The 24,874-nt window shown below is 63.0% G+C and carries 28 protein-coding genes, 1 tRNA gene and 1 pseudogene; 11 read left to right on the forward strand and 19 right to left on the reverse strand.

The genetic code is table 11. The features are described from left to right. Positions 1 to 58 precede the first annotated feature (58 nt). The 3 genes from PQR42_RS10835 to PQR42_RS10845 all read right to left on the reverse strand — a co-directional run bounded on the left by PQR42_RS10835 (position 59) and on the right by PQR42_RS10845 (position 2,186). Positions 59 to 622, reverse strand: a complete 564-nt coding sequence (locus PQR42_RS10835) for a YggT family protein (RefSeq protein ID WP_106313896.1) — start codon at positions 620 to 622, stop codon at positions 59 to 61. 227 nt (positions 623 to 849) lie between these two features. After that, positions 850 to 1,170, reverse strand: coding sequence for an EthD family reductase (locus tag PQR42_RS10840; RefSeq protein ID WP_408213999.1), 321 nt, complete (start codon positions 1,168 to 1,170; stop codon positions 850 to 852). A gap of 77 nt (positions 1,171 to 1,247) precedes the next feature. After that, positions 1,248 to 2,186, reverse strand: coding sequence for a Rossmann-like and DUF2520 domain-containing protein (locus PQR42_RS10845; RefSeq protein ID WP_408385644.1), 939 nt, complete (start codon positions 2,184 to 2,186; stop codon positions 1,248 to 1,250). Between the two features lie 237 nt (positions 2,187 to 2,423). Between PQR42_RS10845 and PQR42_RS10850 the strand changes: the two genes are divergently transcribed. The 3 genes from PQR42_RS10850 to PQR42_RS10860 all read left to right on the forward strand — a co-directional run bounded on the left by PQR42_RS10850 (position 2,424) and on the right by PQR42_RS10860 (position 4,470). Further along, the gene (locus tag PQR42_RS10850; RefSeq protein WP_007180743.1) at positions 2,424 to 2,585 is read left to right on the forward strand and encodes a hypothetical protein; all 162 of its coding nucleotides are present in this window, start codon (positions 2,424 to 2,426) and stop codon (positions 2,583 to 2,585) included. A gap of 371 nt (positions 2,586 to 2,956) precedes the next feature. After that, positions 2,957 to 3,250, forward strand: a complete 294-nt coding sequence (locus PQR42_RS10855) for a hypothetical protein (RefSeq protein WP_106283375.1) — start codon at positions 2,957 to 2,959, stop codon at positions 3,248 to 3,250. 254 nt (positions 3,251 to 3,504) lie between these two features. After that, entirely contained in the window at positions 3,505 to 4,470 is a 966-nt protein-coding gene (locus PQR42_RS10860) for a threo-3-hydroxy-L-aspartate ammonia-lyase (RefSeq protein ID WP_408214009.1), read from the forward strand. Between the two features lie 79 nt (positions 4,471 to 4,549). On the opposite strand, the gene PQR42_RS10865 is transcribed toward PQR42_RS10860, so the two are convergent. Continuing rightward, entirely contained in the window at positions 4,550 to 5,227 is a 678-nt protein-coding gene (locus PQR42_RS10865) for a LysE family translocator (protein ID WP_408214012.1), read from the reverse strand. A 52-nt stretch (positions 5,228 to 5,279) separates the two neighbouring features. Then, positions 5,280 to 6,848 carry a UbiD family decarboxylase gene (locus PQR42_RS10870; protein WP_408385646.1) on the reverse strand — a complete coding sequence of 523 codons (1,569 nt, stop codon included), beginning with the start codon at positions 6,846 to 6,848 and terminating at the stop codon, positions 5,280 to 5,282. Between the two features lie 606 nt (positions 6,849 to 7,454). On the opposite strand from PQR42_RS10870, the gene PQR42_RS10875 reads away from it, so the two are divergent. Beyond that, positions 7,455 to 8,651, forward strand: coding sequence for a transglycosylase SLT domain-containing protein (locus PQR42_RS10875; protein WP_408385648.1), 1,197 nt, complete (start codon positions 7,455 to 7,457; stop codon positions 8,649 to 8,651). 112 nt (positions 8,652 to 8,763) lie between these two features. Here the strand turns inward: PQR42_RS10875 and PQR42_RS10880 are convergent, their stop codons facing one another. From PQR42_RS10880 to PQR42_RS10915, 8 genes and pseudogenes are all read right to left on the reverse strand, one after another. After that, complete coding sequence (locus PQR42_RS10880; protein ID WP_408385650.1) at positions 8,764 to 9,960, reverse strand: pyridoxal phosphate-dependent aminotransferase; 1,197 nt, start codon at positions 9,958 to 9,960, stop codon at positions 8,764 to 8,766. A 150-nt stretch (positions 9,961 to 10,110) separates the two neighbouring features. Then, positions 10,111 to 10,545, reverse strand: coding sequence for a transcription antitermination factor NusB (gene nusB / locus PQR42_RS10885; protein ID WP_012434069.1), 435 nt, complete (start codon positions 10,543 to 10,545; stop codon positions 10,111 to 10,113). Then, entirely contained in the window at positions 10,542 to 11,048 is a 507-nt protein-coding gene (gene ribH, locus PQR42_RS10890) for a 6,7-dimethyl-8-ribityllumazine synthase (RefSeq protein ID WP_006050161.1), read from the reverse strand. The genes nusB and ribH overlap by 4 nt, the downstream gene beginning before the upstream one ends. Before the next feature lie 49 nt (positions 11,049 to 11,097). After that, positions 11,098 to 12,234, reverse strand: a complete 1,137-nt coding sequence (ribBA, locus tag PQR42_RS10895; protein WP_408214027.1) for a bifunctional 3,4-dihydroxy-2-butanone-4-phosphate synthase/GTP cyclohydrolase II — start codon at positions 12,232 to 12,234, stop codon at positions 11,098 to 11,100. Positions 12,235 to 12,434: 200 nt separating this feature from the next. Next, the gene (locus PQR42_RS10900; protein WP_408385652.1) at positions 12,435 to 13,049 is read right to left on the reverse strand and encodes a riboflavin synthase; all 615 of its coding nucleotides are present in this window, start codon (positions 13,047 to 13,049) and stop codon (positions 12,435 to 12,437) included. A gap of 15 nt (positions 13,050 to 13,064) precedes the next feature. Continuing rightward, positions 13,065 to 14,234: a bifunctional diaminohydroxyphosphoribosylaminopyrimidine deaminase/5-amino-6-(5-phosphoribosylamino)uracil reductase RibD gene (ribD, locus tag PQR42_RS10905; RefSeq protein WP_408214033.1), complete on the reverse strand. Its 1,170-nt coding sequence runs from the start codon at positions 14,232 to 14,234 to the stop codon at positions 13,065 to 13,067. A gap of 69 nt (positions 14,235 to 14,303) precedes the next feature. After that, complete coding sequence (gene hemL, locus PQR42_RS10910) at positions 14,304 to 15,587, reverse strand: glutamate-1-semialdehyde 2,1-aminomutase (protein ID WP_408214036.1); 1,284 nt, start codon at positions 15,585 to 15,587, stop codon at positions 14,304 to 14,306. Between the two features lie 319 nt (positions 15,588 to 15,906). Beyond that, a pseudogene (locus tag PQR42_RS10915) lies at positions 15,907 to 16,416 on the reverse strand (hypothetical protein); the annotation flags it as partial. Positions 16,417 to 16,686: 270 nt separating this feature from the next. On the opposite strand from PQR42_RS10915, the gene PQR42_RS10920 reads away from it, so the two are divergent. The 3 genes from PQR42_RS10920 (at position 16,687) to PQR42_RS10930 (ending at position 18,845) form a co-directional block, all read left to right on the forward strand. Next, positions 16,687 to 17,907 (forward strand): Bcr/CflA family multidrug efflux MFS transporter, encoded by a 1,221-nt coding sequence (locus PQR42_RS10920; RefSeq protein ID WP_408385654.1) that lies wholly within the window; start codon positions 16,687 to 16,689, stop codon positions 17,905 to 17,907. Positions 17,908 to 18,027: 120 nt separating this feature from the next. Continuing rightward, entirely contained in the window at positions 18,028 to 18,258 is a 231-nt protein-coding gene (locus tag PQR42_RS10925; RefSeq protein ID WP_408214044.1) for a hypothetical protein, read from the forward strand. Between the two features lie 182 nt (positions 18,259 to 18,440). Further along, on the forward strand, positions 18,441 to 18,845 hold the full coding sequence (locus PQR42_RS10930) for a RidA family protein (RefSeq protein WP_408385656.1): 405 nt from the start codon (positions 18,441 to 18,443) through the stop codon (positions 18,843 to 18,845). Between the two features lie 85 nt (positions 18,846 to 18,930). On the opposite strand, the gene PQR42_RS45835 is transcribed toward PQR42_RS10930, so the two are convergent. Further along, positions 18,931 to 19,071 (reverse strand): FapB/FapC family functional amyloid domain-containing protein, encoded by a 141-nt coding sequence (locus PQR42_RS45835; protein WP_494478184.1) that lies wholly within the window; start codon positions 19,069 to 19,071, stop codon positions 18,931 to 18,933. A 165-nt stretch (positions 19,072 to 19,236) separates the two neighbouring features. Next, positions 19,237 to 19,446, reverse strand: coding sequence for a hypothetical protein (locus tag PQR42_RS45840; protein WP_494478183.1), 210 nt, complete (start codon positions 19,444 to 19,446; stop codon positions 19,237 to 19,239). A 334-nt stretch (positions 19,447 to 19,780) separates the two neighbouring features. Between PQR42_RS45840 and PQR42_RS10940 the strand changes: the two genes are divergently transcribed. After that, positions 19,781 to 19,927 (forward strand): hypothetical protein, encoded by a 147-nt coding sequence (locus PQR42_RS10940; protein ID WP_408214052.1) that lies wholly within the window; start codon positions 19,781 to 19,783, stop codon positions 19,925 to 19,927. A gap of 91 nt (positions 19,928 to 20,018) precedes the next feature. Here the strand turns inward: PQR42_RS10940 and PQR42_RS10945 are convergent. The 4 genes from PQR42_RS10945 to rph all read right to left on the reverse strand — a co-directional run bounded on the left by PQR42_RS10945 (position 20,019) and on the right by rph (position 22,770). After that, positions 20,019 to 20,108, reverse strand: a tRNA-Ser gene (locus tag PQR42_RS10945). Between the two features lie 55 nt (positions 20,109 to 20,163). Then, positions 20,164 to 21,393 carry a radical SAM family heme chaperone HemW gene (hemW, locus tag PQR42_RS10950; protein WP_408385660.1) on the reverse strand — a complete coding sequence of 410 codons (1,230 nt, stop codon included), beginning with the start codon at positions 21,391 to 21,393 and terminating at the stop codon, positions 20,164 to 20,166. Next, positions 21,390 to 22,037, reverse strand: a complete 648-nt coding sequence (rdgB, locus tag PQR42_RS10955) for an RdgB/HAM1 family non-canonical purine NTP pyrophosphatase (protein ID WP_408385662.1) — start codon at positions 22,035 to 22,037, stop codon at positions 21,390 to 21,392. Before rdgB ends, hemW begins: the two co-directional genes overlap by 4 nt. After that, positions 22,030 to 22,770, reverse strand: a complete 741-nt coding sequence (rph, locus tag PQR42_RS10960; protein ID WP_408385664.1) for a ribonuclease PH — start codon at positions 22,768 to 22,770, stop codon at positions 22,030 to 22,032. Before rph ends, rdgB begins: the two co-directional genes overlap by 8 nt. Positions 22,771 to 22,980: 210 nt before the next feature. On the opposite strand from rph, the gene PQR42_RS10965 reads away from it, so the two are divergent. Genes PQR42_RS10965 through rpoZ form a run of 3 tightly spaced genes read left to right on the forward strand, consistent with a single transcriptional unit; the run spans position 22,981 to position 24,867 of the window. Then, positions 22,981 to 23,904 carry a YicC/YloC family endoribonuclease gene (locus PQR42_RS10965; RefSeq protein WP_408216242.1) on the forward strand — a complete coding sequence of 308 codons (924 nt, stop codon included), beginning with the start codon at positions 22,981 to 22,983 and terminating at the stop codon, positions 23,902 to 23,904. A gap of 18 nt (positions 23,905 to 23,922) precedes the next feature. After that, positions 23,923 to 24,603, forward strand: coding sequence for a guanylate kinase (gmk, locus tag PQR42_RS10970; RefSeq protein ID WP_408182429.1), 681 nt, complete (start codon positions 23,923 to 23,925; stop codon positions 24,601 to 24,603). Positions 24,604 to 24,663: 60 nt separating this feature from the next. Continuing rightward, on the forward strand, positions 24,664 to 24,867 hold the full coding sequence (gene rpoZ, locus PQR42_RS10975; RefSeq protein ID WP_006025620.1) for a DNA-directed RNA polymerase subunit omega: 204 nt from the start codon (positions 24,664 to 24,666) through the stop codon (positions 24,865 to 24,867). The last annotated feature ends 7 nt before the right edge of the window (positions 24,868 to 24,874 follow it).

Below are 24,874 nucleotides of genomic sequence, written 5' to 3' on the forward strand. Positions count from 1 at the left end.
AACAAAGCCGCCGCCTTTTTGAAGGGCGGCGGCTTCTGAATGCTCACTCCAAGTGTCTTCAGATCACGAAGTAAGTCAGTTGAACGGCCGCGCGGGTGACCACCATCAGCAGCACCTGCACGATCACGAACAGCAGGATCGGTGAGAGATCGATGCCGCCGAGTTGCGGCACCACGCGGCGCAGCGGATTCAGAAACGGCGCCGTGAGCTGGTACAGGATCGGCATGGCCGGCGAGCGTGGATTGAGCCACGACAGCAGCGCCATCAGGATCGTCAACCAGATGATCAGATTCAGCGCCCACTTGATCAGCGTCAGTACCGCGACGATCAGCAGCGTCGGCAACAGCGTGAGCGGATCGGCGCCGGTCAGCACCACCATCAGCACCACATACACGATGGCCGCCAGCAGGGCGGCGACAAGGCTCGCCCAATCGATCTTGCGCGTGCTCGGCAGGATATGCCGCAGCGGCAGCACGATCCAGTTGGTGACTTGCAGCACCGCGTTCGTGACGGGGTTGTAGGGCGGCATGCGCACGACCTGCAGCCATGCGCGCAGCAACAGCGCCGCGCCGAACAGCGTGAAGACGGTATTGAGCAGAAAACGGGCGATATCGCCAAACATCTCGTGTCCTTATCCTTCGGATGACGGCCGCCGACCGGCCGCAGGGTGCCGGCGCTCTCCGAATGGTGCGCCGGCGGTTTCATTTGAATTTCCCGCGCCTTTCCCGCACTGGGGCGCGTTACGCGTCGTTTGAAGCGGCCGCGTGATGTTGCGATGCCACGGTTTGCAGGTCGCCCTCAACGGCTCACTGTATTAAAGGCCGCGATTCGTCCCGCTTCCGCGGGGCATCACACGGAAATCTTGATCTCGCTGATCAGAATCGTGCCGTTGCCGCCATCCGTGTAGTTGGGGATGTCGACCATCAATTGCTCGGAGGCCGGCTTGAAGACTTTGTAGAAGTCGTCCGCGCTGTCGAACAGGAAGTGGCCTGCGGCGACATATGGCGGCGGCGTTCCAGGCGGCCCGGCATTGATGCCGACGTCGACCGACCAGCCCTTCAGCGACGGCCCGAACAGCTTCGCCGCGAGCGGCATATGCGTGACGCAGTAATAGTCCACGTCGAAGTGGCCGTTTTCCCGATACGGATAGAGGATGCTGACCTTGATCATTGTGCGTTCTCGTCTGTTGGTCCCGATGCGCGGCGCTGGCGGATTGCGCGCGGCGCCGGACGTCACATTATCACGCCTTACTTGACGCTTGCACCTGCCGCGGCCTGATTCAGCGACCGGTTGAGCGATTCTTCCACGACCTCGGAGATGACGTCGATCGCAGCGGGCGGCGTGGCGCGGCGTTCGGCCAGCCCGACCGCGCGCCGCGACATCAGCCCGTACAGCGCGGCATGGTCGCCGCCGAGGCCTTCCAGCAGCGCCAGCTGTTTCTGCACGACGCCCGTGTCGCCGCGCGATACGGGGCCCGCGAGCGCGTTGGGCAAACCCTTGTCGCGAGCGGTTTCGATGGTGCCGGACAGCATCGGCAGCAGGGCGCGCAGCGCGTCGTCTTCGGCAAAACCCAGCGTGCGCCACAGTGCGACGCATTCCGCGAGGCTGCACAGCGCGAAGCTGGCGGCGTAGTGCGCGGCGGCGTGATAGAGCATGCGGCCGCCCGCCGGAATCGACAGCGGATGGCAGCGCAGCGCGACGGCGAGCGCCGTCAGCGTGTCTTTCAGTGCGCCGTCGGCCTCGATCGTCACTGAGCAGCCGGCGATGCGCTCGAGATCGGCGAGTTCGCCGCTAAAGAGGTACAGTGGATGAAAACCGCCGATCGAGGCGCCCTGGTCGCGTGCCGGGGCGAGCAATTCGACCGGCGAGGCGCCGCTGCAATGCACGAGCGCCTTGCCGTGCGCGCCGGCGGCGCCGTCCGGGCCGAACCGGAGTGTGTGTGCTGACGTACCGATGCTGTCATCGGGAACAGCTAAAAAGACGATATCGGCGGCGTCGACCACCTGTTGTGGGTTCTCGAATGCCGCGCAATGCTCGATTTGACTGGCAAGCCGGCCGGCGGAGGCCGCCGAACGGCTTGCTACCGCCGTGACCGGATAGCCGGCGCGTGAAAAGCTCAGCGCGAGACAACGCGCGAGCCGGCCCGCACCGATAAAGCCGAGGCGCGGCAGAGAGGACTGGGACATGGTTGCCTGCTCCACACGGAACATTGGGAAAGCAGAAGTATCGCGCATCCGCCGCGCCTGCGGCGCGGCTTGGCGCCGACTTACCCTTGATCAGTGCGCGCGCGATATGGCGCGCCCGGCCGATCATCCGGTGCCGTGCGCCCCGCGGGTTTGAAAACTGCTCACAATTCTTCAGAGCCGGTTTGGCAGTTGCTGTTCTGGGTATTTCGTCTCGCAGTCAGATTCGGGAGGTTCACGATGAATATTTTTTCTTACCGAAAGCACTTGCGGTTCCTGACGCATGCACAGCGCCGTCGCTGGTGGGACCAGAAAAAGCGCCTGACGCCGCGCGTGCGGATCAGCGGCGCCTATGTCCCGCCCAGCGTGTCCCGCGAGTTCGCGTATGTGAAGGTCGGCTGACTTAGCGGCCTTCGCAGGTAAGAAATGCCCGGTCTGTCGGCCGGGCATTTTTCGTTTTGGGGCTCAATTGATGCCGTCAGGATTGAAGCTAATTTGTAATCAAAGATTACTGTGAGACGAATGGTTCAAGCAGTGATGCGGGCATTGCGGCGCGTTACTGGCGTCTTGGCAGGCGCAATCCCTGAGTTTTCAGCGCATTACGAAGCCCATTGGTCGCTTGTGGCGTCTGCGGGAATTGCGAGGTTTTGCCGCCAATTGCAATTTGCAACAAATGCGAACAGATAGGCGCGGTCTTTTTCGATACATTGATTTCATAGCATGCAGGGCATGCGAAGTCGGCGACCTTGGTGGGCCGCGCTAGGAGAATAAAAGTGAAAAAGATCGTTCCGTTTGTCGTTGCCGCAGCACTCGGCTTGGGACTCGCCGGTGCCGCTCAGGCGCATGTTTCCGTCGGTATCGGTATTGGGGTTCCGATTGCGCCGGCTTACCCGGTTTATGCCGCGCCGCCGCCGGTTTACTACGCGCCGCAGCCGGTTTATGCGCCGCCGGTCGTTTATGCACCGCCGCCAGTCGTGGTGGGCGGCTATTACGGTGGCTATGGGCGTCCTTACTATCACCACGGCTATTACCGCGGTTATTACGGTCACGGCTACTATCGCCGTTGATCGCGGCACGCAGCGCTAGTTTATTGACGGCGTAACGCCGGCTTGATCGCCGGGTTACGCCGTTTGTATTTGTCGGCGGCTTTTCATGCAGTCAATTCGGAGCTTATTGTCGGAATGACGTTTGAATTCGCGCCCGCGGGTCAGGGCGAAAAGTGGCCATAGAAGTTCACACGCTCACTTCACGCCTGAAGTTCCAAACCTCGGTCGAAGCTGGGAGAATGGCTATTTCGCCACCGCTCTGGAGAGTTTCGCCGATGCAAGCGCTTCCCGCTCCCACTTTTGACGACGTACTCGACGCCGCTGCCCGTCTCGACGGCGTCGCCCATCGCACCCCCGTTCTAACCTCGAGCACGTTCAACGAGCGCACCGGGGCGTCGGTGTTCTTCAAGTGCGAAAATTTTCAGCGCATGGGCGCCTTCAAATTTCGCGGCGCCTATAACGCGATCTCGCATTTCGACGCGGAGCAGCGCAAAGCCGGCGTGCTGACGTATTCGTCGGGTAACCATGCTCAGGCGATCGCCTTGTCGGCCCGGCTGGCCGGCATCCACGCGACGATCGTCATGCCGCAGGACGCACCCGCGGCCAAAGTCGCGGCAACCAAGGGCTACGGCGGTGAAGTGATCACCTACGACCGCTATACGGAGAATCGCGAAGAGATCGGCCGGCGCCTCGCCGAAGAGCGCGGCATGACGCTGATTCCACCGTATGACCATCCGCATGTGATCGCCGGGCAGGGTACCGCGGTGAAAGAGTTGATCGAGGAAACCGGCCCGCTCGACATGCTGTTCGTGTGCCTCGGCGGTGGTGGGCTGATCAGCGGCAGCGCGTTGTCCGCGGCGGCATTGAGCCCGGCGTGCACGGTGATCGGCATCGAGCCGGAAGCGGGTAACGACGGCCAGCAGTCGCTGGCGCGCGGCGAGATCGTGCATATCGACACACCGCGCACGATCGCCGATGGTGCCGCCTCCACGCATCTGGGCGACTACACGTTCGCGATCATCCGGAAACTGGTCGCGCAGATCGAAACGGTCAGCGACGCGCAGTTGATCGAGACGATGCGCTTTTTCGCGCAGCGCATGAAGATCGTGGTCGAGCCGACGGGCTGCCTCGCCGCGGCCGCGGTCCTCAACGGCATCGTGCCGGTGAAGGGCAAGCGTGTCGGCGTGGTGGTGAGCGGCGGCAACGTCGATCTGGAAAAACTCGCGCAGTATCTCGCCTGATCCATCGCGTGAGCAGGCGCTGTTGCGCTTGCCTTGGTGCTCAATCGAAAACGGCTCGCCAGCGCGAGCCGTTTTCACGTCAGCTTGCCACGTGCGCGGTTTGCACGATCAGATCGCGATACCCGTCGACGATCACGCTATACGAGAAATACGCAAACAGCAGCGCGGACAGCACGTGACACGCGCGCAGCAAACCGGTGCCGGCGCGTTTGCGTCCGTGGCTGCCGAGTCCGCAGATAAAGATCGTCCAGCACAGACCGCCGAGAAAAAATCCGCCGAGAAATACCGGCGCGGTCGTCACGCTCGTGGCGCCCGCTTTCGCGATCAGCGCGCCGCCCACCGCGGCGAACCACAGAATCGCCGAAGGCGACGACACCGCCAGCAAGACGCCGCGCAAAAAACCACGCCACGCGGACAGATGCGGCGCATTCGCGTCCGCCTCGCCGGCCACGGCCGGTGCCGTCGCAGGGAACATCGCTTCACGCGCCATCTTCCAGGTCAGGAAAAGCAGGATCGCCGCGCCGCCGATCCATACCACCCAGCGCACCGACTCGAACTGCAGCAAGGCGGCCATGCCCGCGAGCGCGAGCGCCGCGTAAATCAGATCGCCGATGCACGAACCGAGGCCGAGCCAGAAGCCTGGTTTGAAGCCATGCGTGAGCGTCAGGGAAATCATGGCGACGTTCACGAGACCGATATCCAGGCACAGCGACAGCGACAGAAAAAATCCATCCGACATCATTGAGAAAGCATGCATCCGCGCAACGGCTCCGATCGCTTTGTTATTCAGTCTTGTTGTACGGCTTGCCTCACAGGCCCAACTCGTTCCACAAGGTGTCGATGCGCTGTTTGACCGCGTCGTCCATCACGATGGGGCGGCCCCATTCGCGATCGGTTTCGCCGGGCCACTTATTGGTCGCATCGAGACCCATCTTCGATCCGAGGCCGGCCACGGGCGAGGCGAAATCCAGATAGTCGATCGGTGTGCGATCCACCAGCACCGTGTCGCGCGCCGGATCGATGCGCGTGGTGATCGCCCAGATCACTTCCTTCCAGTCACGGATATTCACGTCCTCATCGACCACGACGATGAACTTCGTATACATGAACTGCCGCAGGAAGCTCCACACGCCGAACATCACGCGTTTGGCATGGCCGGGGTAGCTCTTCTTCATCTGCACGATGGCCATGCGGTAGCTGCAGCCTTCGGGCGGCAGATAGAAGTCGGTGATCTCGCTGAACTGCTTTTGCAACAAAGGCACGAACACTTCGTTGAGCGCGACGCCGAGTACGGCAGGCTCGTCGGGCGGTTTGCCGGTGTAGGTGGAGTGATAGATCGCGTCGCGCCGCATGGTGATGCGCTCGACGGTAAAGACGGGGAACCACTCCTGCTCGTTGTAGTAGCCGGTGTGGTCGCCATACGGGCCTTCCAGCGCATGTTCATAGGCCGCCGACGCGCCCTTCACGGGACGCGGCGGAGCACCCGCGGGAGCAGGTGAGGGCGCGCCTTCCTGCGGATAGATGAAGCCTTCGAGCACGATTTCGGCGCGTGCGGGGACCTGCAAGCCGTCGACGCCCGGCGTGATGCACTTCGCCAGTTCGGTGCGGCCGCCGCGCAGCAGGCCGGCGAACTGATATTCGGACAGCGTGTCGGGCACCGGCGTGACCGCGCCGAGGATCGTGGCCGGATCGGCGCCCAGCACGACGGCCACCGGATACGGTTTGCCCGGGTTCTGTAGCGCGAACTCGCGAAAATCCAGCGCGCCGCCGCGATGCGCGAGCCATCGCATGATCAGTTTGTTACGTCCGATCAATTGCTGGCGATATATGCCTAAATTTTGTCGGCTCTTATTTGGGCCTTTTGTGACGGTCAGGCCCCATGTGATCAGCGGGCCGGCATCGCCGGGCCAGCAGGTCTGAATCGGCAGCCTTGCGAGGTCCACGTCGTTGCCTTCCCAGACGATTTCCTGGCAGGGCGGCGCGCTCACCGTCTTGGGCGCCATGTCCCACACCGCCTTCGCGAGCGTGAACAGTTTGCCGGCGTCCTTGAGCCCCTTCGGCGGCTCCGGTTCCTTCAACGCGGAGAGCAGCCGGCCCACGTCGCGCAGCGATTCGAGCGCGGCGCCGTCGCCCTCGCCAGCTTGCGCGTCGACACCCATGCCGAGCGCGACCCGCCGAGGCGTGCCGAACAGGTTGCCGAGCACCGGGAACGCATGCTGTGCCTTGCTCTCGAACAGCAGAGCCGGACCGCCGGCGCGCAGCACGCGGTCGCACAGCTCGGTCATTTCCAGGACAGGCGAAACGTTTTGTGAGATGCGGCGCAGTTCGCCGATCGTCTCGAGACGGCCGACGAAATCGCGCAGGTCTTTGTATTTCATCTGGTGCTGTTCAGTGCCGCACAAGCGGCGGAAAAGGGAGGCGCAGCGGGGTTTAACGGCGCCAGAACGATTGTCGATTTTACCTGTGTTGGCAAGCGCACGTAGATCAGCCAAACGGCCTAAGCGAGACGGACGAATCGAGATAGCTCAAAACGCGCGTACCGCGCGGTTTTGGACGGTCTGAACACTGTTCATTATTACAATTAGTTATACATTTGCCTATCTATAGTGTTGACGATCTATAAAACCCTGCATAGAATCCGTCCACATTGGTTGCAGGGCGTGAACCTTTTTACCACTGCCCCCGGTCCCATCAGACGCAACGCGTCACCGCTTACCGACCCCTGCACGGTATCAAACGGCCTTATTGATGTCCTCGCCAGCGCCAACTGTCGCTGGTTTTTCGCGTGGGAGCCACCGCCCGCATGCTTTTTTGACATGCCGCGGTCCTCTTTCAGGATGGCTCCCCACAAACGGTATTTGCCGTTTTCCCGACGTCGCTGCTGCCCTAACCAGACAGAGCACGCGATGTCTTGATTCTGCGAACGTGCCTCACCGCCTCTTCATCCGGCGGGGTTCGCGGATCATGCAACATGGGAGATCTGAATGAACGCCTGGTTATCGTGGCGTCCCGATGAGCGTATCGCGCAAGTTGTGCGTGGTGTGCTGCGTCGCGGGACGCGAATGAGTCATCACCTGTTCAGCATCGTCGGCGGTATCGCCGTTGTGCTGACAGTCGCACTGTGGCTGATGCCGGCCCTGCGCGGCACGCTAGCCGCCAAGTTGATGCCGGTCATCTCCGCCGCCGTGCAAGCCGGTCCCGCCCGTCTGCTGCAGGGCAACCCGCTGCCGGCTTTCGGACCGCCCGCACGCGCGTCCTCTGACGACTCGCTGTCCGCCAACTCGAACGGCTCCGACGCCGTGAGCGGCACGAACAACGGTAGCAACGGCAACACTGGCGTCATCTCGAGCAACACCAGCTTTGACGGCGCGTTTGACGCCACGGGCTCAACCGGCATGGGCGTCGCGGCGCTGAACGGCCTCGACCCGCGCACCATGCAAAGTGTCACCGCGCTGGCGCGGCTGATCCCGTCGCAACGTGTCTCCGCCGACGCGCGCGACGACCGCGTGCTGATCTCGACCCGCGAGCAGGATCTGGTTGCATCCTATCTGGCACGGCGCTATCGCGTCGCTCAGGAGCCCGTCAGCGAGCTCGTGAAGGCCGCGTTCGACACTGGCCGCGAAGTCGGTCTCGATCCGCTGCTGCTGCTGTCCGTGATGGCGATCGAATCGGGCTTCAACCCATACGCCGAGAGCGGCGTGGGCGCGCAAGGCCTGATGCAGGTGATGTCCAAGGTGCACTCGGACAAATTCCAGTATTTCGGCGGCCAGAGCGCGGCGCTCGAACCGGTCGCGAACATCAAGGTGGGCGCGCTGGTGCTGAAGGATTGCATCGCACGCGGCGGCTCGCTGCCGGGCGGCTTGCGTCTGTACGTCGGCTCGACCTCGCCGGACGACGGCGGCTACGGCGCCAAGGTGATGGCCGAGCGCGGCCGTCTGCGCGACGTGGCGCGTGGCCGCAAGGTGCCGATCAACGCTCCGCAGGCACCGGTTCTGACTGCGTCGACCAATACGGCTACGGCTGCGCCTGCCAGCAACGGCAAGCGCGTGCAGGTGACGCTCGAAGGTAGTCATCAGTTGAGCGCGGCGACATCGGTGAAGACGCCGGTTTCCTCCGAGCAGGACGACGCGAGCGCCAACGCAACCAAGCACGTGGCATCGGCTTCGGAGTTGGGCGCTTGAGGTCGAAAGCGTAAAGCTGACGGCTCGATGTTGAAGCAAGCTGCAACAAAAAAAGGACACCCATCAGGAGTGTCCTTTTTTTCGTCTGGCGATTGAGAGCGCGCTGCTTCGCTCAACCCTTGCCGAAGAACTTCGCCAGCCGATCGACCGCTTCTTGCAGCTTCGGATAGGCCGTGGCGTACGACAGCCGGATGTACTCCCGCGGCGCGTGCGTGCCGAAATCCATGCCCGGCACCAGCACCACTCCGGCATCGTGCAGCATGGCCTTGGTGAGCGCCGCGCTGTCGCCGGCCGCGGCATGCGCGACCGTGCGGCAATCGGCGTACACGTAGAACGCGCCGTCGGGCATCACCGGCACCGAGAAACCGAGCGATTCCAGCGCCGGCGCGATGAAGTCGCGGCGACGCTTGAATTCCAGGCGCCGCGCTTCATAGATTGCGATCGTTTCCGGCTCGAAGCAGGCGAGCGCCGCGTGCTGGGCGAGCGCGGAGGCGCAGATGAACAGGTTTTGCGCGAGTTTTTCGAACGCGCTGACCATGCCGGGCGGCACCACCAGCCAGCCCAGACGCCAGCCCGTCATGTTGAAGTACTTCGAGAAGCTGTTGACGGTGATCACGTCGTCGCCGAACGAGAGCGCCGACACGGGCTTTGCGTCGTAGCTCAGGCCCTGGTAGATCTCGTCGACGATCGTAAAGCCGCCACGCGCCCGCACAGCCTTGACGATGCGCTCCAGTTCAGCCGGTTCGATCGACGTGCCGGTCGGATTCGACGGCGAGGCCAGCAGCACGCCACGGGTGCGCTCGTTCCAGAGCCGCTCGGCGTCGGCGGCGGTGAGTTGGAAACGTTCGGCTGGGCCGCTGGGCACCATCACCGGCTTGCCTTCGGCGGCGATCACGAAATGACGGTTGCACGGGTAGCACGGGTCGGGCATCAGCACTTCGTCGTCGCGATCGACCAGCGCCGCGCACGCCAGCAGCAATGCGGCCGATGCGCCTGCGGTGACGACGATCCGCGCCGGATCCACGCTGACTCCGTAGAAGTCGGCGTAATGCGCCGAAATCGCCTCGCGCAGCGCGTGCAGGCCGAGCGCGCTGGTGTATTGCGTGACGCCACGGCGCAGCGCGCTCGCGGCCGCCTCGATGACCGGCTCGGGTGCGGTGAAATCGGGTTCGCCGATTCCCATGTGAATGATGTCGCGTCCGTCGCGCTCGAGAAGCGCGGCCTCCTTGGCCAGCTCCATCACATAGAAAGGCTGGATGGCGTCCACACGTGCAGCAAGCCGCACCAAGGGTTCGGTCACGGAGTTCATACGATCAAATCCAGTTCAAAAGCAAAAGCGGGACGGCGTTTGGCGCATGTGTTCACGCGCGAAACGGCGCCCTTGCAAACGGTTCGGTTGCGCCGTCGCGTTCAGCGAGGCGCATGACGACGATCATGCCGCCGCTCATGCGCCTTGCACTCAACGCTTGCGAGCCGCCTGCGTTTCATCCACGCGCAGTTGTGCCGACAGCTTGTCCAGCACGCCATTCACGTACTTGTAGCCGTCCGCGCCGCCGAACGTCTTGGCGAGTTCGACCGCTTCGTTGATGACCACGCGATACGGAATATCGACGTGATTCTTCAGTTCAAACGCGGCCACCAGCAACACGGCGCGTTCGACCGGCGAGAGCTGCTCGATCGGACGGTCGAGACACGGAGCGATTGCCGCGGACAGTGCTTCCGAATCGCGGATCACGCCGTGCAGAATGGCGTCCAGATGTTCGTGGTCGGCCTTGTCGAAGCCTTGCGCGCCGCGCAGTTGCGCGTCGATTTCACCGCCGGGCGAACCCGACAGCAGCCACTGGTAAAGCCCCTGCGTGGCCAGTTCGCGGGAGCGTCGGCGTGCGCTCTTCATGCCTCTTCCTCTTCTTCATCTTCTTCCTCGTCGTCGCCGCCGAGTTGTTCGAGCGCGACGGCGAGATTCGCCATTTCGACGGCCACGCGCGCTGCGTCACGACCCTTTTCGGTCATGCGCGCGACGGCCTGTTCGTCGTTTTCGGTGGTCAGCACCGCGTTCGCGACCGGAATGCCGAAGTCGAGGCCGATACGCGTGATGCCCGCGCCGCTTTCGTTCGAAACCAGTTCGAAGTGGTACGTTTCGCCACGAATCACCGCGCCGAGCGCGATCAAGGCGTCGAATTGCGCGCTTTCGGCGAGTTTTTGCAGCGCCAGCGGAATTTCCAGCGCGCCCGGCACGGTGACGAGCAGCACGTCTTCGCCGGTCACGCCGAGGCGTTCGAGTTCTTCGATGCAGGAGTCCGCGAGGCCATTGCAGACGGGTTCGTTAAAGCGCGCCTGGACGATGCCGATACGCAGTCCGTCGCCGTCGAGATTCGGTTGGTATTGTCCGATTTCCATGTGAATTCCGTAGTGTTTTGAGTGGGCGCTAAGCGCGTGAATGGTCGGATCAGCCTTGTTGCGGAGCTTGTGCCTTGCCGCCCGGCATCGGTACGAAGCCCGTGACTTCAAGACCGTAGCCCGACATGCTGCCCAGCTTGCGCGGGTTCGACAGCACCTGCATCTTGCCGACACCGAGCTCACGCAGAATCTGCGCGCCGATGCCGTACGTCTTGAAGTCGACCGGGCGGCGTTTGAGCGCGTCGGCTTTTTCCTTCGAGTCGAACGCCTTGAAAACGTCGATCAGATGGTCCTTCGAGTCGCCGCAATTCAGCAGCACGATCACGCCGCAGTCGCGTGCGGCGATCTCTTTCATGGCCGCGTCCAGCGTCCATGAGTGGGTGGATTCGCCGACTTCGAGCAGATCCAGCACCGACAGCGGTTCATGCACGCGCACCAGCGTGTCCTGATCCGTGCACGGCGTGCCGCGCACCAGCGCGATATGCGGCTGGCCGCTCGGCTGGTCGAGATACATGACCGCGCGGAACGCGCCGTGCGCCGTTTGCATGGTGCGTTCGCAGATTCGCTCGACGATCGACTCAGTGCGGCTGCGATAGTGGATCAGGTCGGCGATCGTGCCGATTTTCAGGCCGTGTTCTTTGGCGAATTCCATCAGGTCCGGCAGGCGCGCCATCGTGCCGTCGTCCTTGATGACTTCGCAGATCACCGCAGCCGGCGTGAGGCCTGCCAGCGCGGTGAAGTCGCAGCCCGCCTCGGTGTGGCCGGCGCGCACCAGCACGCCGCCGGGCTGGGCCATGATGGGGAACACGTGGCCCGGCTGCACGATGTGCTCGGCCTTGGCGTCCGGCGCGACCGCGGTGGCAATCGTGCGGGCGCGGTCGGCCGCCGAAATGCCGGTGGTGACGCCTTCGGCCGCTTCGATACTGACCGTGAACGCCGTTCCGTACTGCGTGCCGTTGCGGTAGGTCATGAGCGGCAGGTTCAGCAGCTTGCAGCGTTCCTGCGTGAGCGTCAGGCAGATCAGGCCACGGCCGTAACGGGCCATGAAGTTGATCGCTTCCGGCGTGACGAATTCGGCGGCGATCACGAGGTCGCCCTCGTTTTCGCGGTCTTCTTCGTCGACGAGGATCACCATCCGGCCTGCTTTCAGTTCGGCAATGATCTCTAGAGTGGAGGCGAGCGTCATGTTGGCGAGAGTTTCGAAGAAAGCGCGTATTTTACGCCACGCGCGGGCCCAAGTCGCCTCCGCCGAACGGCATAGGCCGTTTGGCCGACTGGCGATGAGCCGTCCGCCGTTGCTATGCTCGTCGAAACGATGGACGCATGAACCGGCTGAAAGCGGCGGAGCGCCGCCGCCGGGCCATGCGTGGCCGGGCTTGCGGCAGTTTATTTCGGCGCGTTCAGCATGCGCTCGACGTAGCGCGCGATCAGATCGATCTCCAGATTCACCTGTGTGCCTTCACGCAGACGCTTGAGCGCCGTCACGTCGACGGTGTGCGGAATCAGGTTGATCGAGAATTCGCAGCCATCGTCGCGATCTTTAACCGAGTTGACGGTCAAGCTCACGCCGTTGACAGTGATAGAGCCTTTGTACGCCAGATAGCGGCCGATCTCGCGCGGCGCCAGCACGCGCAGTTCGTGCGATTCGCCGACCGGCGCGAAGTGCGTGACCGTGCCGAGGCCGTCCACATGGCCGGAGACGATATGGCCGCCAAGCCGGTCGTGCGCGCGCAGCGCTTTCTCGAGATTGACTTCGCCGGTCTCACCGAGGCCCGCCGTGCAGTTCAGGCTTTCGCGCGAGACGTCGACTTCGAACGAGTGGGCGGTCTTCGCGACCACGGTCATGCAGGCGCCCTGGATCGTAATGCTGTCGCCGAGCTGGACGTCGCCGAGATCGAGGCCACCGGCTTCGACGTTCAGGCGTACGCCCGCGTCGCCGTCCGTGCCGAGCGGCTTGACTGATTCAATGCGGCCGACGGCCGCGACGATTCCTGTGAACATCGTACTAATCCTTGATCATTTCGAAACGGGTTGGGACGCGGGATCGCCGCCGGGTCCGGGCGTGGCCTCGGGCGCGTGTTGGGGTACGAAGCGCGCGAGAATCCGCAGATCCTCGCCGATCCGGTCGATCGCGTGGAAGTTCAGTTTGACGCGGCCTTCGAGCGTTTCGGGCGCGCTCAGATTGAACATGCTCATCGAATCCATGCCGAGCAGGCTCGGCGCGAGATACACGAGCAATTCGTCGACACAGCCTTCGCGCAGCAGCGAGCCGTTCAGTTTGTAGCCCGCCTCGACATGCAGTTCGTTCACGTTGCGCTCGCCGAGCACTTTCAGCACCCCAGGCAGATCGACCTTGCCGGCCGGGTTCGCCAGCTGGACGATCTCGGCGCCGCGATCGCGCAGGGCATTGGCGCGATCGGTATGGCGCTGATCGAGATTGCCGCAGAAGATCAGCGTGGGCGCGCCGGCCAGAATCTGTGCTTCCGGCGGCACGTCGAGCTGGCTGTCGATCAGCACGCGTTGCGGCTGGCGCGGCGTGTCGACCGCGCGCACCGTCATGCGCGGATCGTCTTCCCTGACCGTGCCGATGCCGGTCAGGATTGCCGACGCACGAGCGCGCCAGGCGTGGCCGTCCGCGCGTGCCGCTTCGCCGGTGATCCATTGGCTGTCGCCTGAAGGCAAGCCGGTGCGGCCATCCAGCGAGGCCGCCACTTTCATGCGTACCCACGGGCGGCCGCGCGTCATGCGCGAGACGAAGCCGATATTGAGTTCGTGCGCTTCGAGGGCGAGCAGTCCGCAGCGTACTTCGATGCCGGCGTCGCGCAGCATGGCGAGACCGCGTCCGGATACCTGCGGATTGGGGTCTTCCATTGCCGCGACCACGCGCGCGACCTGGGCTTCGATGAGCGCGTTCGCGCACGGCGGCGTGCGGCCGAAGTGGCTGCACGGCTCCAGCGTCACGTAGGCCGTGGCGCCGCGCAGGTCATGGCCGCGCGAGCGCGCGTCTTTCAACGCGCGGATCTCGGCATGATCCTGACCGGCCGGTTGCGTGAAACCTTCGCCGATCACCTCGCCGTTCTTGACGAGCACGCAGCCGACCCGAGGATTCGGGTCGGTGGTGTACATGCCGCGCTTGGCCAACGCGAGCGCGCGTTCCATATGGACGAAATCGGTTTGCGAAAACATCGGTGTCCGGTCGGGTACGGTGGCTAGGCTGTAATGGGTTTCGGTTTTAACGATGTTGTCTCGCCGGCTTCAGGCCGCGAGCGAGGCGAACGCGCCGCGCGCGGCGTCGATCGTGGCGTCGACAATTGCGTCGTCGTGAACGATCGAAACGAAGCCCGCTTCATACGCCGACGGCGCAAAGTACACGCCGGCGTCGAGCATCTTGTGAAAGAAAGCGTTGAAACGCGGCACGTCGCTCTTCGTGACTTCGGCGAAGCTGGTCGGGATCGAGTCGGTGAAGTAGAGGCCGAACATGCCACCGAGCGAATCGGCCGCGAACGGCACTTTGGCTTCACGCGCGACATTCGCGAGACCTTGCACGAGGCGTGTGGTGCGCGCCGTGAGTGTGTCGTAAAAGCCGGGCGCCTGGATCAGTTGCAGCGTTTTCAGGCCGGCCGCGACCGCGATCGGATTACCCGACAGCGTGCCCGCCTGGTAGACGCCGCCGAGCGGTGCGAGGTGAGCCATGATGTCGCGCCGGCCGCCGAAAGCCGCCGCCGGCATGCCGCCGCCGATCACCTTGCCGAGGCACGTCAGATCCGGCGTGATGCCGTAGACCTCTTGCGCGCCACCCAGGGCGACGCGGAAGCCACACATCACTTCGTCGAAAATCAGCACCGAGCCGTACTCCGTGCACAGGCGCCGCAACGCTTGCAGGAATTCGGGCGTGGCGCGCACGAGGTTCATGTTGCCGGCCACCGGCTCGACGATCACCGAGGCGATCTCGTTGCCGAATGCCTTGAACGCTTCTTCGAGTTCAGCGACGTTGTTGTACTCGAGCACGGTGGTGTGCTTGGCGATATCCACCGGCACGCCCGCCGAGGTCGGATTGCCGAACGTCAGCAGGCCCGAGCCGGCCTTGACCAGCAGGCTGTCCGCGTGGCCGTGATAGCAGCCTTCAAACTTGACGATGCGGCTGCGGTTCGTGAAGCCGCGCGCGAGACGCAGCGCGCTCATGGTCGCCTCGGTGCCGCTCGACACCATGCGGACCTGCTCGATGGAGGGCACCAGCTTGCAGATTTCTTCAGCGATTTCCACTTCCGATTCGGTCGGCGCACCGAACGAGAAGCCGTTGCCCAGCACGCGCTGCACGGCTTCGAGGACTTCCGGATGAACATGGCCGAGGATCATCGGGCCCCATGAACCGATGTAGTCGATATAACGCTGACCGTCCGCATCCCAGAAGTAGGGCCCTTGCGCGCGTTCGATGAAGCGCGGCGTGCCGCCGACCGAGCGGAAGGCGCGCACAGGCGAGTTCACGCCGCCGGGAATGGTGCGTTGCGCGCGTTCGAAAAGGGTTTCGTTTTTGGACATGGCGATGGCTGGAATTGGGGTTGCGCAGCGGCGCAGCTTGCCTGTCGGCGAGTCGCGCGGCGCTGGGATAGGTGGGGAAATTGTACCGGAGTCAGCGTGAACAGGTTTTGCGGATGCGCCTACGCAACGGGCCGCTCGCTCAGTTTTTGGGCGCGCGCTTCGCCGCTGTCGTCTTTGTTACCGGCCGGGTCGCCGGTTTCGCGATCGGCTTGCTGTCCTGCGTGGCAACTGATTGGGGTGGCGGGTTCGCCACCTGCGTAGTGACCGGTTTAGCCGCCACCTTCGCCTTCGTGATGGTGCGACCGTCCGCCACGCGCTTTTGCGCCGCCGCGTGAGCCGTGACCCTGCTCGAGCGCGTGGGGCCCGCCGGCATATCGAACTTCGGTGGCTTACGCTTGCCGGTCAGTTCCGCCCATCGCTTTTCCAATGCGCCTTCGGCCATCGGCTTGATCACGGTGCCCGAACTTTGCGCGTCCCACGTCTGCACGGAGAAAGGATGCGTGCGCAACGTCTCGCGCGGAATCACCACGCCTTCGTGTGCATCGACGACCCAGTCGTACACGAAGTCGATGCATAAGCGGTAGCCTCGCTTCGTCGCCGGATCAGGGACTCCGTACGGCGCGCGCGTCACATAACCGGAGCCGAAGATGCCCTTGGGTTCCTGCGCGACCCGATGCAGGAAAACGCGGTCACCCGGCAGGATGCTGCGCGCGAATCCGCAGCCCCATACGTCGGCCACCGCGACACCCGCGGCCACGCGTTTGGCCACGTCGGGCAATTCGGGCCACGGCCATTTCTTGGGGCTCCAGATCAACAGGAATGCGGTCATCGCATGGTCGGTACAGGATGGTGGGGAAGGGCGCTGGGCACAGCTTCGCGCGTCGCCCGAAGTGTTCAGGCGGCAGCTTAACCGATTGGCGGCGTGCTTGCCGCCAGTCATCGATGCCTCACTGGCGTCTTCGCGATCATCGCCGCCATCATGTCCGAAGCCCGGCTGTCGTGTTAACCGTCGCGTACAATTGAGGCCGTCAAGTTGCTGCTTTCCCCCGTTTCACCTGTTCCGCTGCCGATGACGGCGCGGCGCTTCATCTGGATTCCCATGTCTCACGTCACCAGAAGCCGGCCCGATGGCCGGCTGATTCTGTTGCTCGGTGCGCTTGCCGCATGCGGGCCGATTTCCATCGACATGTATCTGCCAAGCCTGCCGACCATCGCGCAGGCATTCGCCATCAGCACGGGCGCCGCGCAGACGACGCTCACCAGCTTCATGTTCGGCTTTTCGATCGGCATGCTGCTGTATGGTCCGCTGTCCGATACCTATGGTCGGCGGCCGGTGTTGCTCGGCGGTATCGTCATGTATGCGCTCGCCAGCGTCGCCTGTGCGATGTCGTTCTCGATCGGCTCGCTGGTGACGTTCCGTTTCGTGCAGGCGCTGGGCGCGGGCGCGGCTTCGGTGCTGGCGCGCGCCATTGCACGCGACGCCCACGGCCCGACCGATGCCGCTCGCGTGCTGTCGATGCTCGCCATCGTCACATCGATCGGGCCGTTGCTCGCGCCGCTGCTCGGCGGACAGTTGCTGCTGCTCGGCGGCTGGCGTGTCGTCTTTATCGTGCTGACGCTGTTCGGCACGGTGTGCGCGGTGACCGCGTTTCTCAAGGTGCCGGAAACGTGGCCGCGCGAGAAGCGTGCGCATTCGGCGTTGCTGAAATCGTTCGGCGCGTACGGCAAGTTGCTGCGCGATCCGGTTGCGTGGGGGCACATGCTGTGCGGCGGCATGGCCTTCGCGTCGATGTTTGCGTACATCACCGCGACGCCGTTCGTCTACATCGAGTATTTCCATGTGTCGGCGCAGCATTACGGCTTCCTGTTCGCGCTGAACATCGTCGGCATCATGTTTGGCAATTTCATGAATACTCGGCTCGTCGGCCGGCTCGGCTCGCTGCCGATCATTTCCTTTGCTGCAACCGTGAGCTGCATTGCCTCGCTGTTTGTTTGTGTCGTGTCGTTGACCGGGTGGGGCGGTCTGTGGTCGATCGTGTTCGGGTTGTTCTTCGTGGTCGGCGTCGTCGGACTTCTGTCCGCCAACTGCACGACCGATCTGATGCATCGCTATCCGCTGAATGCCGGCGCCGCGGCCGCTGTGTTCGGCGCCGTGCAGTTGGCGCTCGGCGCGTTGTCGAGCCTCGCGGTCGGACTCTGGCAGGACGGCTCGCCCAAGGGCATGGGCGTGACGGTAGGCGTGGCGGGCTTGCTTTGCTATGTCGGCCGGATTCTGGTTGTCAGGTGGCACGGGATCAAAGCGCCTGTCGCTGCCGTTTGAAAACTGACGAGGCGCAAGGCGCGCGGCGTCTACGGAAAACACCAGGTGTTGCGTGCGCGCGACCGTGCGTTTGAATTTGCATTGCTATGATGGGAGCCACTGTTCCTCGGAGCGGCAATCATGGCGATCAGAGATTTGATGAACGGCGAACGGCAACATGCTGCTTTCGCTGAAGCGCAGAAGCTGGCAGACAGCGGCGCCTATCACGATTACACAGACATCGAATACGTCTTGCGCTTTGATTACGGTTTGTCTGACGTATCGGCGCTGCTCGACAGTCAGTTGATGCATCGCGACCTGAACCGCCGCTGTGCGGATGCGCGCGAGAAGCTGGAGTTGATTAGCGTGTGATGCGTGCGGCTTATTTGTAGAAACGTGTTGACCATGTGAGGCGCGTTGCCCGGAGTGGGCAACGCTAGTGCGTTGCATGATTCCTCGCGTGATCGCTTCATCGCTTTTGCGAAACGGGATGCCGTCCCGCGGATGAGCCGCACGCAGTGTCATGTGCCGTCGGCACATTTGGAGTGATATTCATGGCTGGTAGCCAGCACGACCCGCATCTGCCGCATACAGACAATCCCGCTACGCTTTCGCAGCCGGGCGGTCATTACAGTCACGTCGCGGTAGCAAATGGTTTCGTGTTCGTCTCGGGACAATTGCCGATCACCGCGCAAGGCGACAAGCTATCCGAGGCCTCGTTCGAGGTTCAGGCCGAACAGGTGTTGGCCAATGTGCAGGCCGCGCTGGAAAGCGCCGGCAGCAGCGTCGCGCAACTGGTGCAGGTGCGCGTCTACATCGTCGATGTCGAGAACTGGATGAGCTTCAATCAGATCTACGCGCGTTGGGCCGGTGAAGCACGGCCGGCGCGAGCCGTCGTGCCGGTTCCGCAATTGCATTATGGTTTCAAGATCGAGGTCGAGGCGACCGCGCTGGTTTAGCTGGTGGCGTTGACGTCTTGAGTTTTTGGCACGCGTTCGGCGCAGTGGACTAAAGGCGTTCAACGAACCGCGTGAATGCCTTGGCTCAATGAACCACGAGTCCATTGAACTGGGCATTGCTCACACCGGCCGCGATATTCACGCCGACATTGCCGCTCATGTTCGTCATCGCGCCCGCGCCGAGTTCGGCAGTAGCGCTGCCGGTCAATTGCGCGACTGCATGCACATTCTGTTGCGAGGTGATGTCCGCTCGCGGCGTGGTGATCAACGCGATCTGATTGGCCTACGCGTTCAGCGCACCAGCGGCGAGGTTGACGCCGATGTTGCCGCTTGCGCCGCGCAGCGCGTCCGCACCGATCGACGCAGCCGATGCGCCGAGTTTCGCGCTGGCTCAGAAACCGACGCCTACTCCAACACCAACGCCGCCGCCACCGCTGCCACCACCAACGCCGACGCCAATATTAGTGCGCGGCGCGTAATAGCCGGGGCCATAGTCGTACGCAGGCACTGGCCCATAACCGTAGCCATCTTGGTATGGCGCGGCCACCACACAGCCCGCGAGACCGGCCGCTAAAGCCAATATGCCGAATAGTCTGATCATGATCTTTTCCCCCTTCATGAATTGGACAGCAATATCCGGTCCTCAGGGCGTCCCGAATCGAGACTAGGCCCACGATAGGACGCCAACGGTACCAAAAACGGAGCTGTCCCAAATCCGGGACTGTCTTGCAGGGCATGCAACGCAGCCCAACGCGATGCAACGAGGATGCTTGAAGGAATGCTTGGAGCATCCGGCAAGGATGCATCTAGAAGTGCTTGGCACGTGCTTGGCAAGTGCACACGGATGATTACACCAAAGGCAACACCCAAGGTGGGCATTGGTGCAAGCTGTCGCCTAAAATTTAAGCGTGGCCATGACTTTGATGGAGGCTGCCATGAGCGACTCAATGTTGGCGATTTTGATAGGGACGATCGTGGTTGTGTTTGGCGTAGGGATCTGGGCCGTTTCCGAGAACGAGGAGCGACTATCCCGCTGGTTCCGGGAACATCATCTGCGGGATTTGGTGCGCCACAAGTCCTAATGTACCCATCCAAGGACATTTGCACGGTTGGCGGGTTATTTGGCGGGTAGAAACGAAAAACGGGCCGAGAGGCCCGTATTCATTGATGTTCTGGCGGAGGCGGTGAGATTCGAACTCACGGAAAGATTGCTCCTTCGCCGGTTTTCAAGACCGGTGCCTTAAACCACTCGGCCACACCTCCAAGCCCTAAATTGTAACCTGAAAAAACCTCGCTGCGGCGCGCAGTCGATCTGCAATCACTGCGGATCTTTCAGAAACAGCTCTTGCAGATCGTTGAGAAACGCCTGGCCGAGCGGCGTCGGCGCGATCTTTTCGTGATCGCGCGTGATCAGCTTGCGTCGTTCGGCTTCCTGCAAAGCCGGCTCAATCGACGTCATCGACATCCCCGTGCGCTCGATGAACCGATGCACCGGAAACCCTTCCACCAGCCGCAGCGCGTTCAGCATGAACTCGAACGGCAGATCGCGCGGCCCGACTTCGTGCTCTTCCTGCACCGCCGTGCCGGCCTTCGCCTGCTCGATGAAGGTAGTCGGATGCTTGTAGCGCGCCTGCCGCAGCACGCGATTCGGAAACGACAGCTTCGTATGCGCGCCTGCACCGATGCCAAGATAGTCACCGAAGCGCCAATAGTTCAGATTGTGTTTGCTCTGCCGATGCGGCTGCGCATACGCCGACACCTCGTAGCGCTCGTAACCGGCAGCGGAGGTGCGCTCATGAATCCAGTCCTGCATGTCGGCGGATGCATCGTCGTCGGGCAGGGCGGGCGGAAACTTCGCAAACAACGTGTTCGGTTCGAGCGTCAGGTGATACAGCGACAAATGCGGCGGCGCGAACGACAACGCCGTATCGACATCGGCCTGGCATTCGGCGAGCGTCTGCCCCGGCAGCGCGAACATCAGGTCGAGATTGAAGTTGTCAAACGTGGTCGCAGCCACATCGACGGCATGGTGCGCTTGCGCCGAGTCGTGAATGCGGCCGAGCGCCTTCAGATGCGCTTCGTTGAAACTCTGGATGCCCACCGAGAGCCGGTTCACGCCGCTCGCGCGAAACTGCGCGAATTTGGCGGCTTCGAAGGTGCCGGGGTTGGCTTCGAGCGTGATTTCCGCGTCGGCGTCGAGCGGCAGAAGCGCGCGCACGTCGGACAGCATGCGATCGAGCCCGGCCGCCGAAAGCAGGCTCGGCGTGCCACCGCCAATGAACACCGTGTGCACTTGCCGCCCCCAGACCAGCGGCAGCGCCATCTCGAGATCGGCGCGCAAGGCGTCGAGATACTCGTTCTCCGGGAACGTGTCGCCTTTCCATTCGTGCGAGTTGAAATCGCAATACGGGCACTTGCGCACGCACCACGGAAAATGCACGTACAACGCCAGCGGCGGCAGCGACGTCAGCCGGATGCTGCCCGGCGACGTGAAGGCCTTGATGACGCCGTTGCCGATATCGGCGGGCGCCGGTTTGATCGGAATCACGCTTCCTCCGTCAGACGCGCGAGCAGTTGCCGCAATGCAATCGCGCGATGGCTGCTGGCGTTCTTCACCGCCGGTTCGAGTTCGGCGGCGCTCGCATTCAGCGACGGCAAGAAGAAGTACGGGTCGTAGCCGAATCCATGCGCGCCGCGCGGCGCGTCCAGCATTTCGCCATGCCAGCGGCCTTCGGCGATCAGCGGCTCCGGATCGTCCGCGTGACGGACCAAAGCCAGCACGCAGAAGTAGTATGCGCGGCGATCGGTCTCGCCTTGCAACGCTGAGACGAGGCGCGCGTTATTCGCCGCGTCGCTCTTTTCGCCGCCTGCAAGTTGGGCGTAGCGCGCCGAATAGACGCCCGGCGCGCCGCGCAGCGCGCGCACACAAAGACCCGAGTCGTCGGCGAGCGCGGGCAGGCCGGTCAGCTTCGACGCGTGGCGTGCCTTGGTCAGCGCGTTTTCGACGAAGGTCGGATGCGGTTCCTCGGCTTCCGGCACATTCAGCTCGCCTTGCGGAATCAGTTCGATGCCGGCCGCGCCGAGCAACGCCGCGAACTCGCGCAGCTTGCCCGCGTTGTTCGACGCCAGCACGACTTTTTTCAACGGCGAACCGGGTGCGGCCGCGCCATTGTTTTGACTTACTTCATTCACTCTTTTGCTCCAACGCCGCCTTCTGCTTCGCGACCAGCGTATTGATGCCGTCGCTGGCCAGATCCAGCAGCGCGTTCATTTCGTCGCGCGAGAAAGGCACGCCTTCAGCAGTGCCCTGAATTTCCACGAAGCCGCCCGCGCCCGTCATCACGACGTTCATGTCGGTGTCACATTGCGAGTCTTCGTCGTAGTCGAGATCCAGCACTGGCAGACCGTCGTACACGCCCACCGAAATCGCGGCAACATAATCCGTGATCGGCGAGCTTTCGATGCGACCCGTGGCCAGCAGCTTCGCCACCGCGTCGTGCGCCGCCACGAACGCGCCGGTGATGCTGGCCGTGCGCGTGCCGCCGTCGGCTTGAATCACGTCGCAATCGATATGCAGCGTGCGTGCGCCGAGCTTCTCCAGATCGAACACCGAGCGCAGCGCGCGGCCGATCAGTCGCTGGATTTCCTGGGTGCGGCCGGTCTGTTTGCCGCGTGCGGCCTCGCGGTCGCTGCGCGTATGCGTGGCGCGCGGTAGCATGCCGTATTCGGCGGTGAGCCAGCCTTGGCCGCGATCACGCAGAAACGACGGCACGCTTTCGGCGATGCTCGCGGTGCAGATCACTTTCGTATCGCCGAATTCGACCAGCACCGAGCCCTCCGCGTGCTTCGTGTAGTGGCGCGTGATGCGCACGTCGCGCAGCTGATTGGCCTGGCGGCCGCTGGGGCGTTGGGTGTTGTTGGTCATGTTGGGATCGGTCAGGAAGAAAAGCAGGAAGGAAAGCGCGATTTTACAGCCGATCGGGCGAGGCGGCTGTCCGCATCCACCTTGCCTCTCCAAGGGGTCTCATCGCCAAAGATGGGATAATGCCGTTTCCCCGCCCCGCGTCTCGTACACGCCGGGCGATTCGACTCTCCGGCCATCGTCGAACGCATGGCCACAATCGCGAGAAATACGATGATCTACAGCATGACTGGCTATGCGAGCGCCACGCGCGAACTCGTCGCGGCCTCGGGCACAGGTGGCGTGAGCGTATCGGTCGAATTGCGCACCGTGAACTCGCGCTTTCTCGATCTGAACTTCCGCATGCCGGAAGACGTGCGCGTGTGCGAACCCACGCTGCGCGAAATGCTGATGAACAAGTTGTCGCGCGGCAAGGTCGATATCCGCATCAACCTGCAACGCAGCGAACAGTCCGCCAACGCAGGTTCGATCAACCACGACGCGCTCACGCAACTCGCGCTGCTCGAACGCACAGTGCTCTCGACGTTTCCGGAAGCGGAACGCCTGCGCACCGGCGAAATTCTGCGCTGGCCTGGCATTCTCGCTGAAAGCGGCGTGGCACCCGAAGTGCTGCGCGACGCCGTGCTCGCCTGCGGCAAGCAGGCCATCACGGACCTGATCGACGTGCGTGCCCGCGAAGGCGCGCAACTGGCGACGATGCTGATCGCCAACGTCACCGAAATGGAAGCGATCGTCACGAAGATCACGCCGCTCGTGCCGGAACTGATCGCCAAGCATCAGCAGAAGATTGTCGAACGCTTGCAGGAAGCGCTCGGCATCGCCGCGCCGGATACGGCCGCGACGATCGTCTCGCGTGAAGAGATCAACGAGCGGATTCGCCAGGAAGTGACGATGTACGGCATCCGTATCGACATCGCCGAAGAACTGTCGCGCCTCACGGCTCACCTGAACGAAACGCGTCACGTGATCCAGAAGGGCGGCAAGGTCGGCAAGCGCCTCGACTTCATGATGCAGGAACTCAACCGCGAAGCGAATACGCTCGGTTCGAAGGCGGCGGCGAAGGAGCTGGCGGATTCGTCGATGACCCTGAAGCTGCTCATCGAACAGATGCGCGAGCAAGTACAGAATCTGGAATAAGGCTGGAGCACCACCGACATGACCGACCATCACCACACACGCGAAACGCCGCGCAATCCGTACGCCGGTGCTTACCCCGGCAACCTGTTCATGGTTGTCGCGCCGTCGGGCGCGGGCAAGTCGACGCTCGTGAACGCGCTGCTCGCCGGCGACGACGCGATCCGTCTGTCGATCTCGTACACGACGCGCCCGCCGCGTCCGAAGGAGCAGGACGGCGAGCACTATCACTTCACGACCGTCGACGATTTCATGAAGCGTCACGATGCCGGCGAGTTTCTGGAAAGCGCGGAAGTGCACGGCAACTACTACGGCACCTCGCGTGTGTGGATCGAGGACCAGATGAAAAGCGGCCATGACGTGCTGCTCGAAATCGACTGGCAGGGTGCGCAGCAGGTGAAAAAGCAGTTTCACAACGCGGTCGAAATCTTCATCTTGCCGCCGTCGCTCGAGGCGCTCGAAGAGCGTCTGAAGAAACGCGGCCAGGACGAGCCGAACGTGATCACGCGCCGTTTGCTGGCAGCCGGCAGCGAGATGGCTCACGCGGCGGAAGCGGAGTATGTGGTGATCAACGAGAAGTTCGAGCGCGCGCTCAGCGAACTGCAGTGCCTCGTGGCCGCGACGCGTTCGCGCTTCGCCTCGCAATACGCGCGCCACACGCAGCTTTTCGTGCAGCTCGGCATTCACCTGCCACACGCGTAAGCGCGGCGGTGTACCGAGCACATAAGGTAGAATAAGCAACATACTGAGAAGGAACCCAACATGGCCCGCATTACCGTCGAAGACTGCCTCAAACAGATCCCGAACCGTTTCGAACTCGCGCTTGCCGCAACCTATCGCGCGCGTCAGCTCGCTCAAGGCCACACGCCGAAGATCGAAAGCCGCGACAAGCCCACCGTCGTCGCACTGCGCGAAATCGCAGCCGGCCAGGTTGGCGTCGAAATGCTGAAGAAGGTGCCTGTTTAAGGCGCAC

The sequence above is a fragment of the Paraburkholderia sediminicola genome (assembly GCF_046027355.1).
GTDB lineage: Bacteria > Pseudomonadota > Gammaproteobacteria > Burkholderiales > Burkholderiaceae > Paraburkholderia > Paraburkholderia sediminicola_B.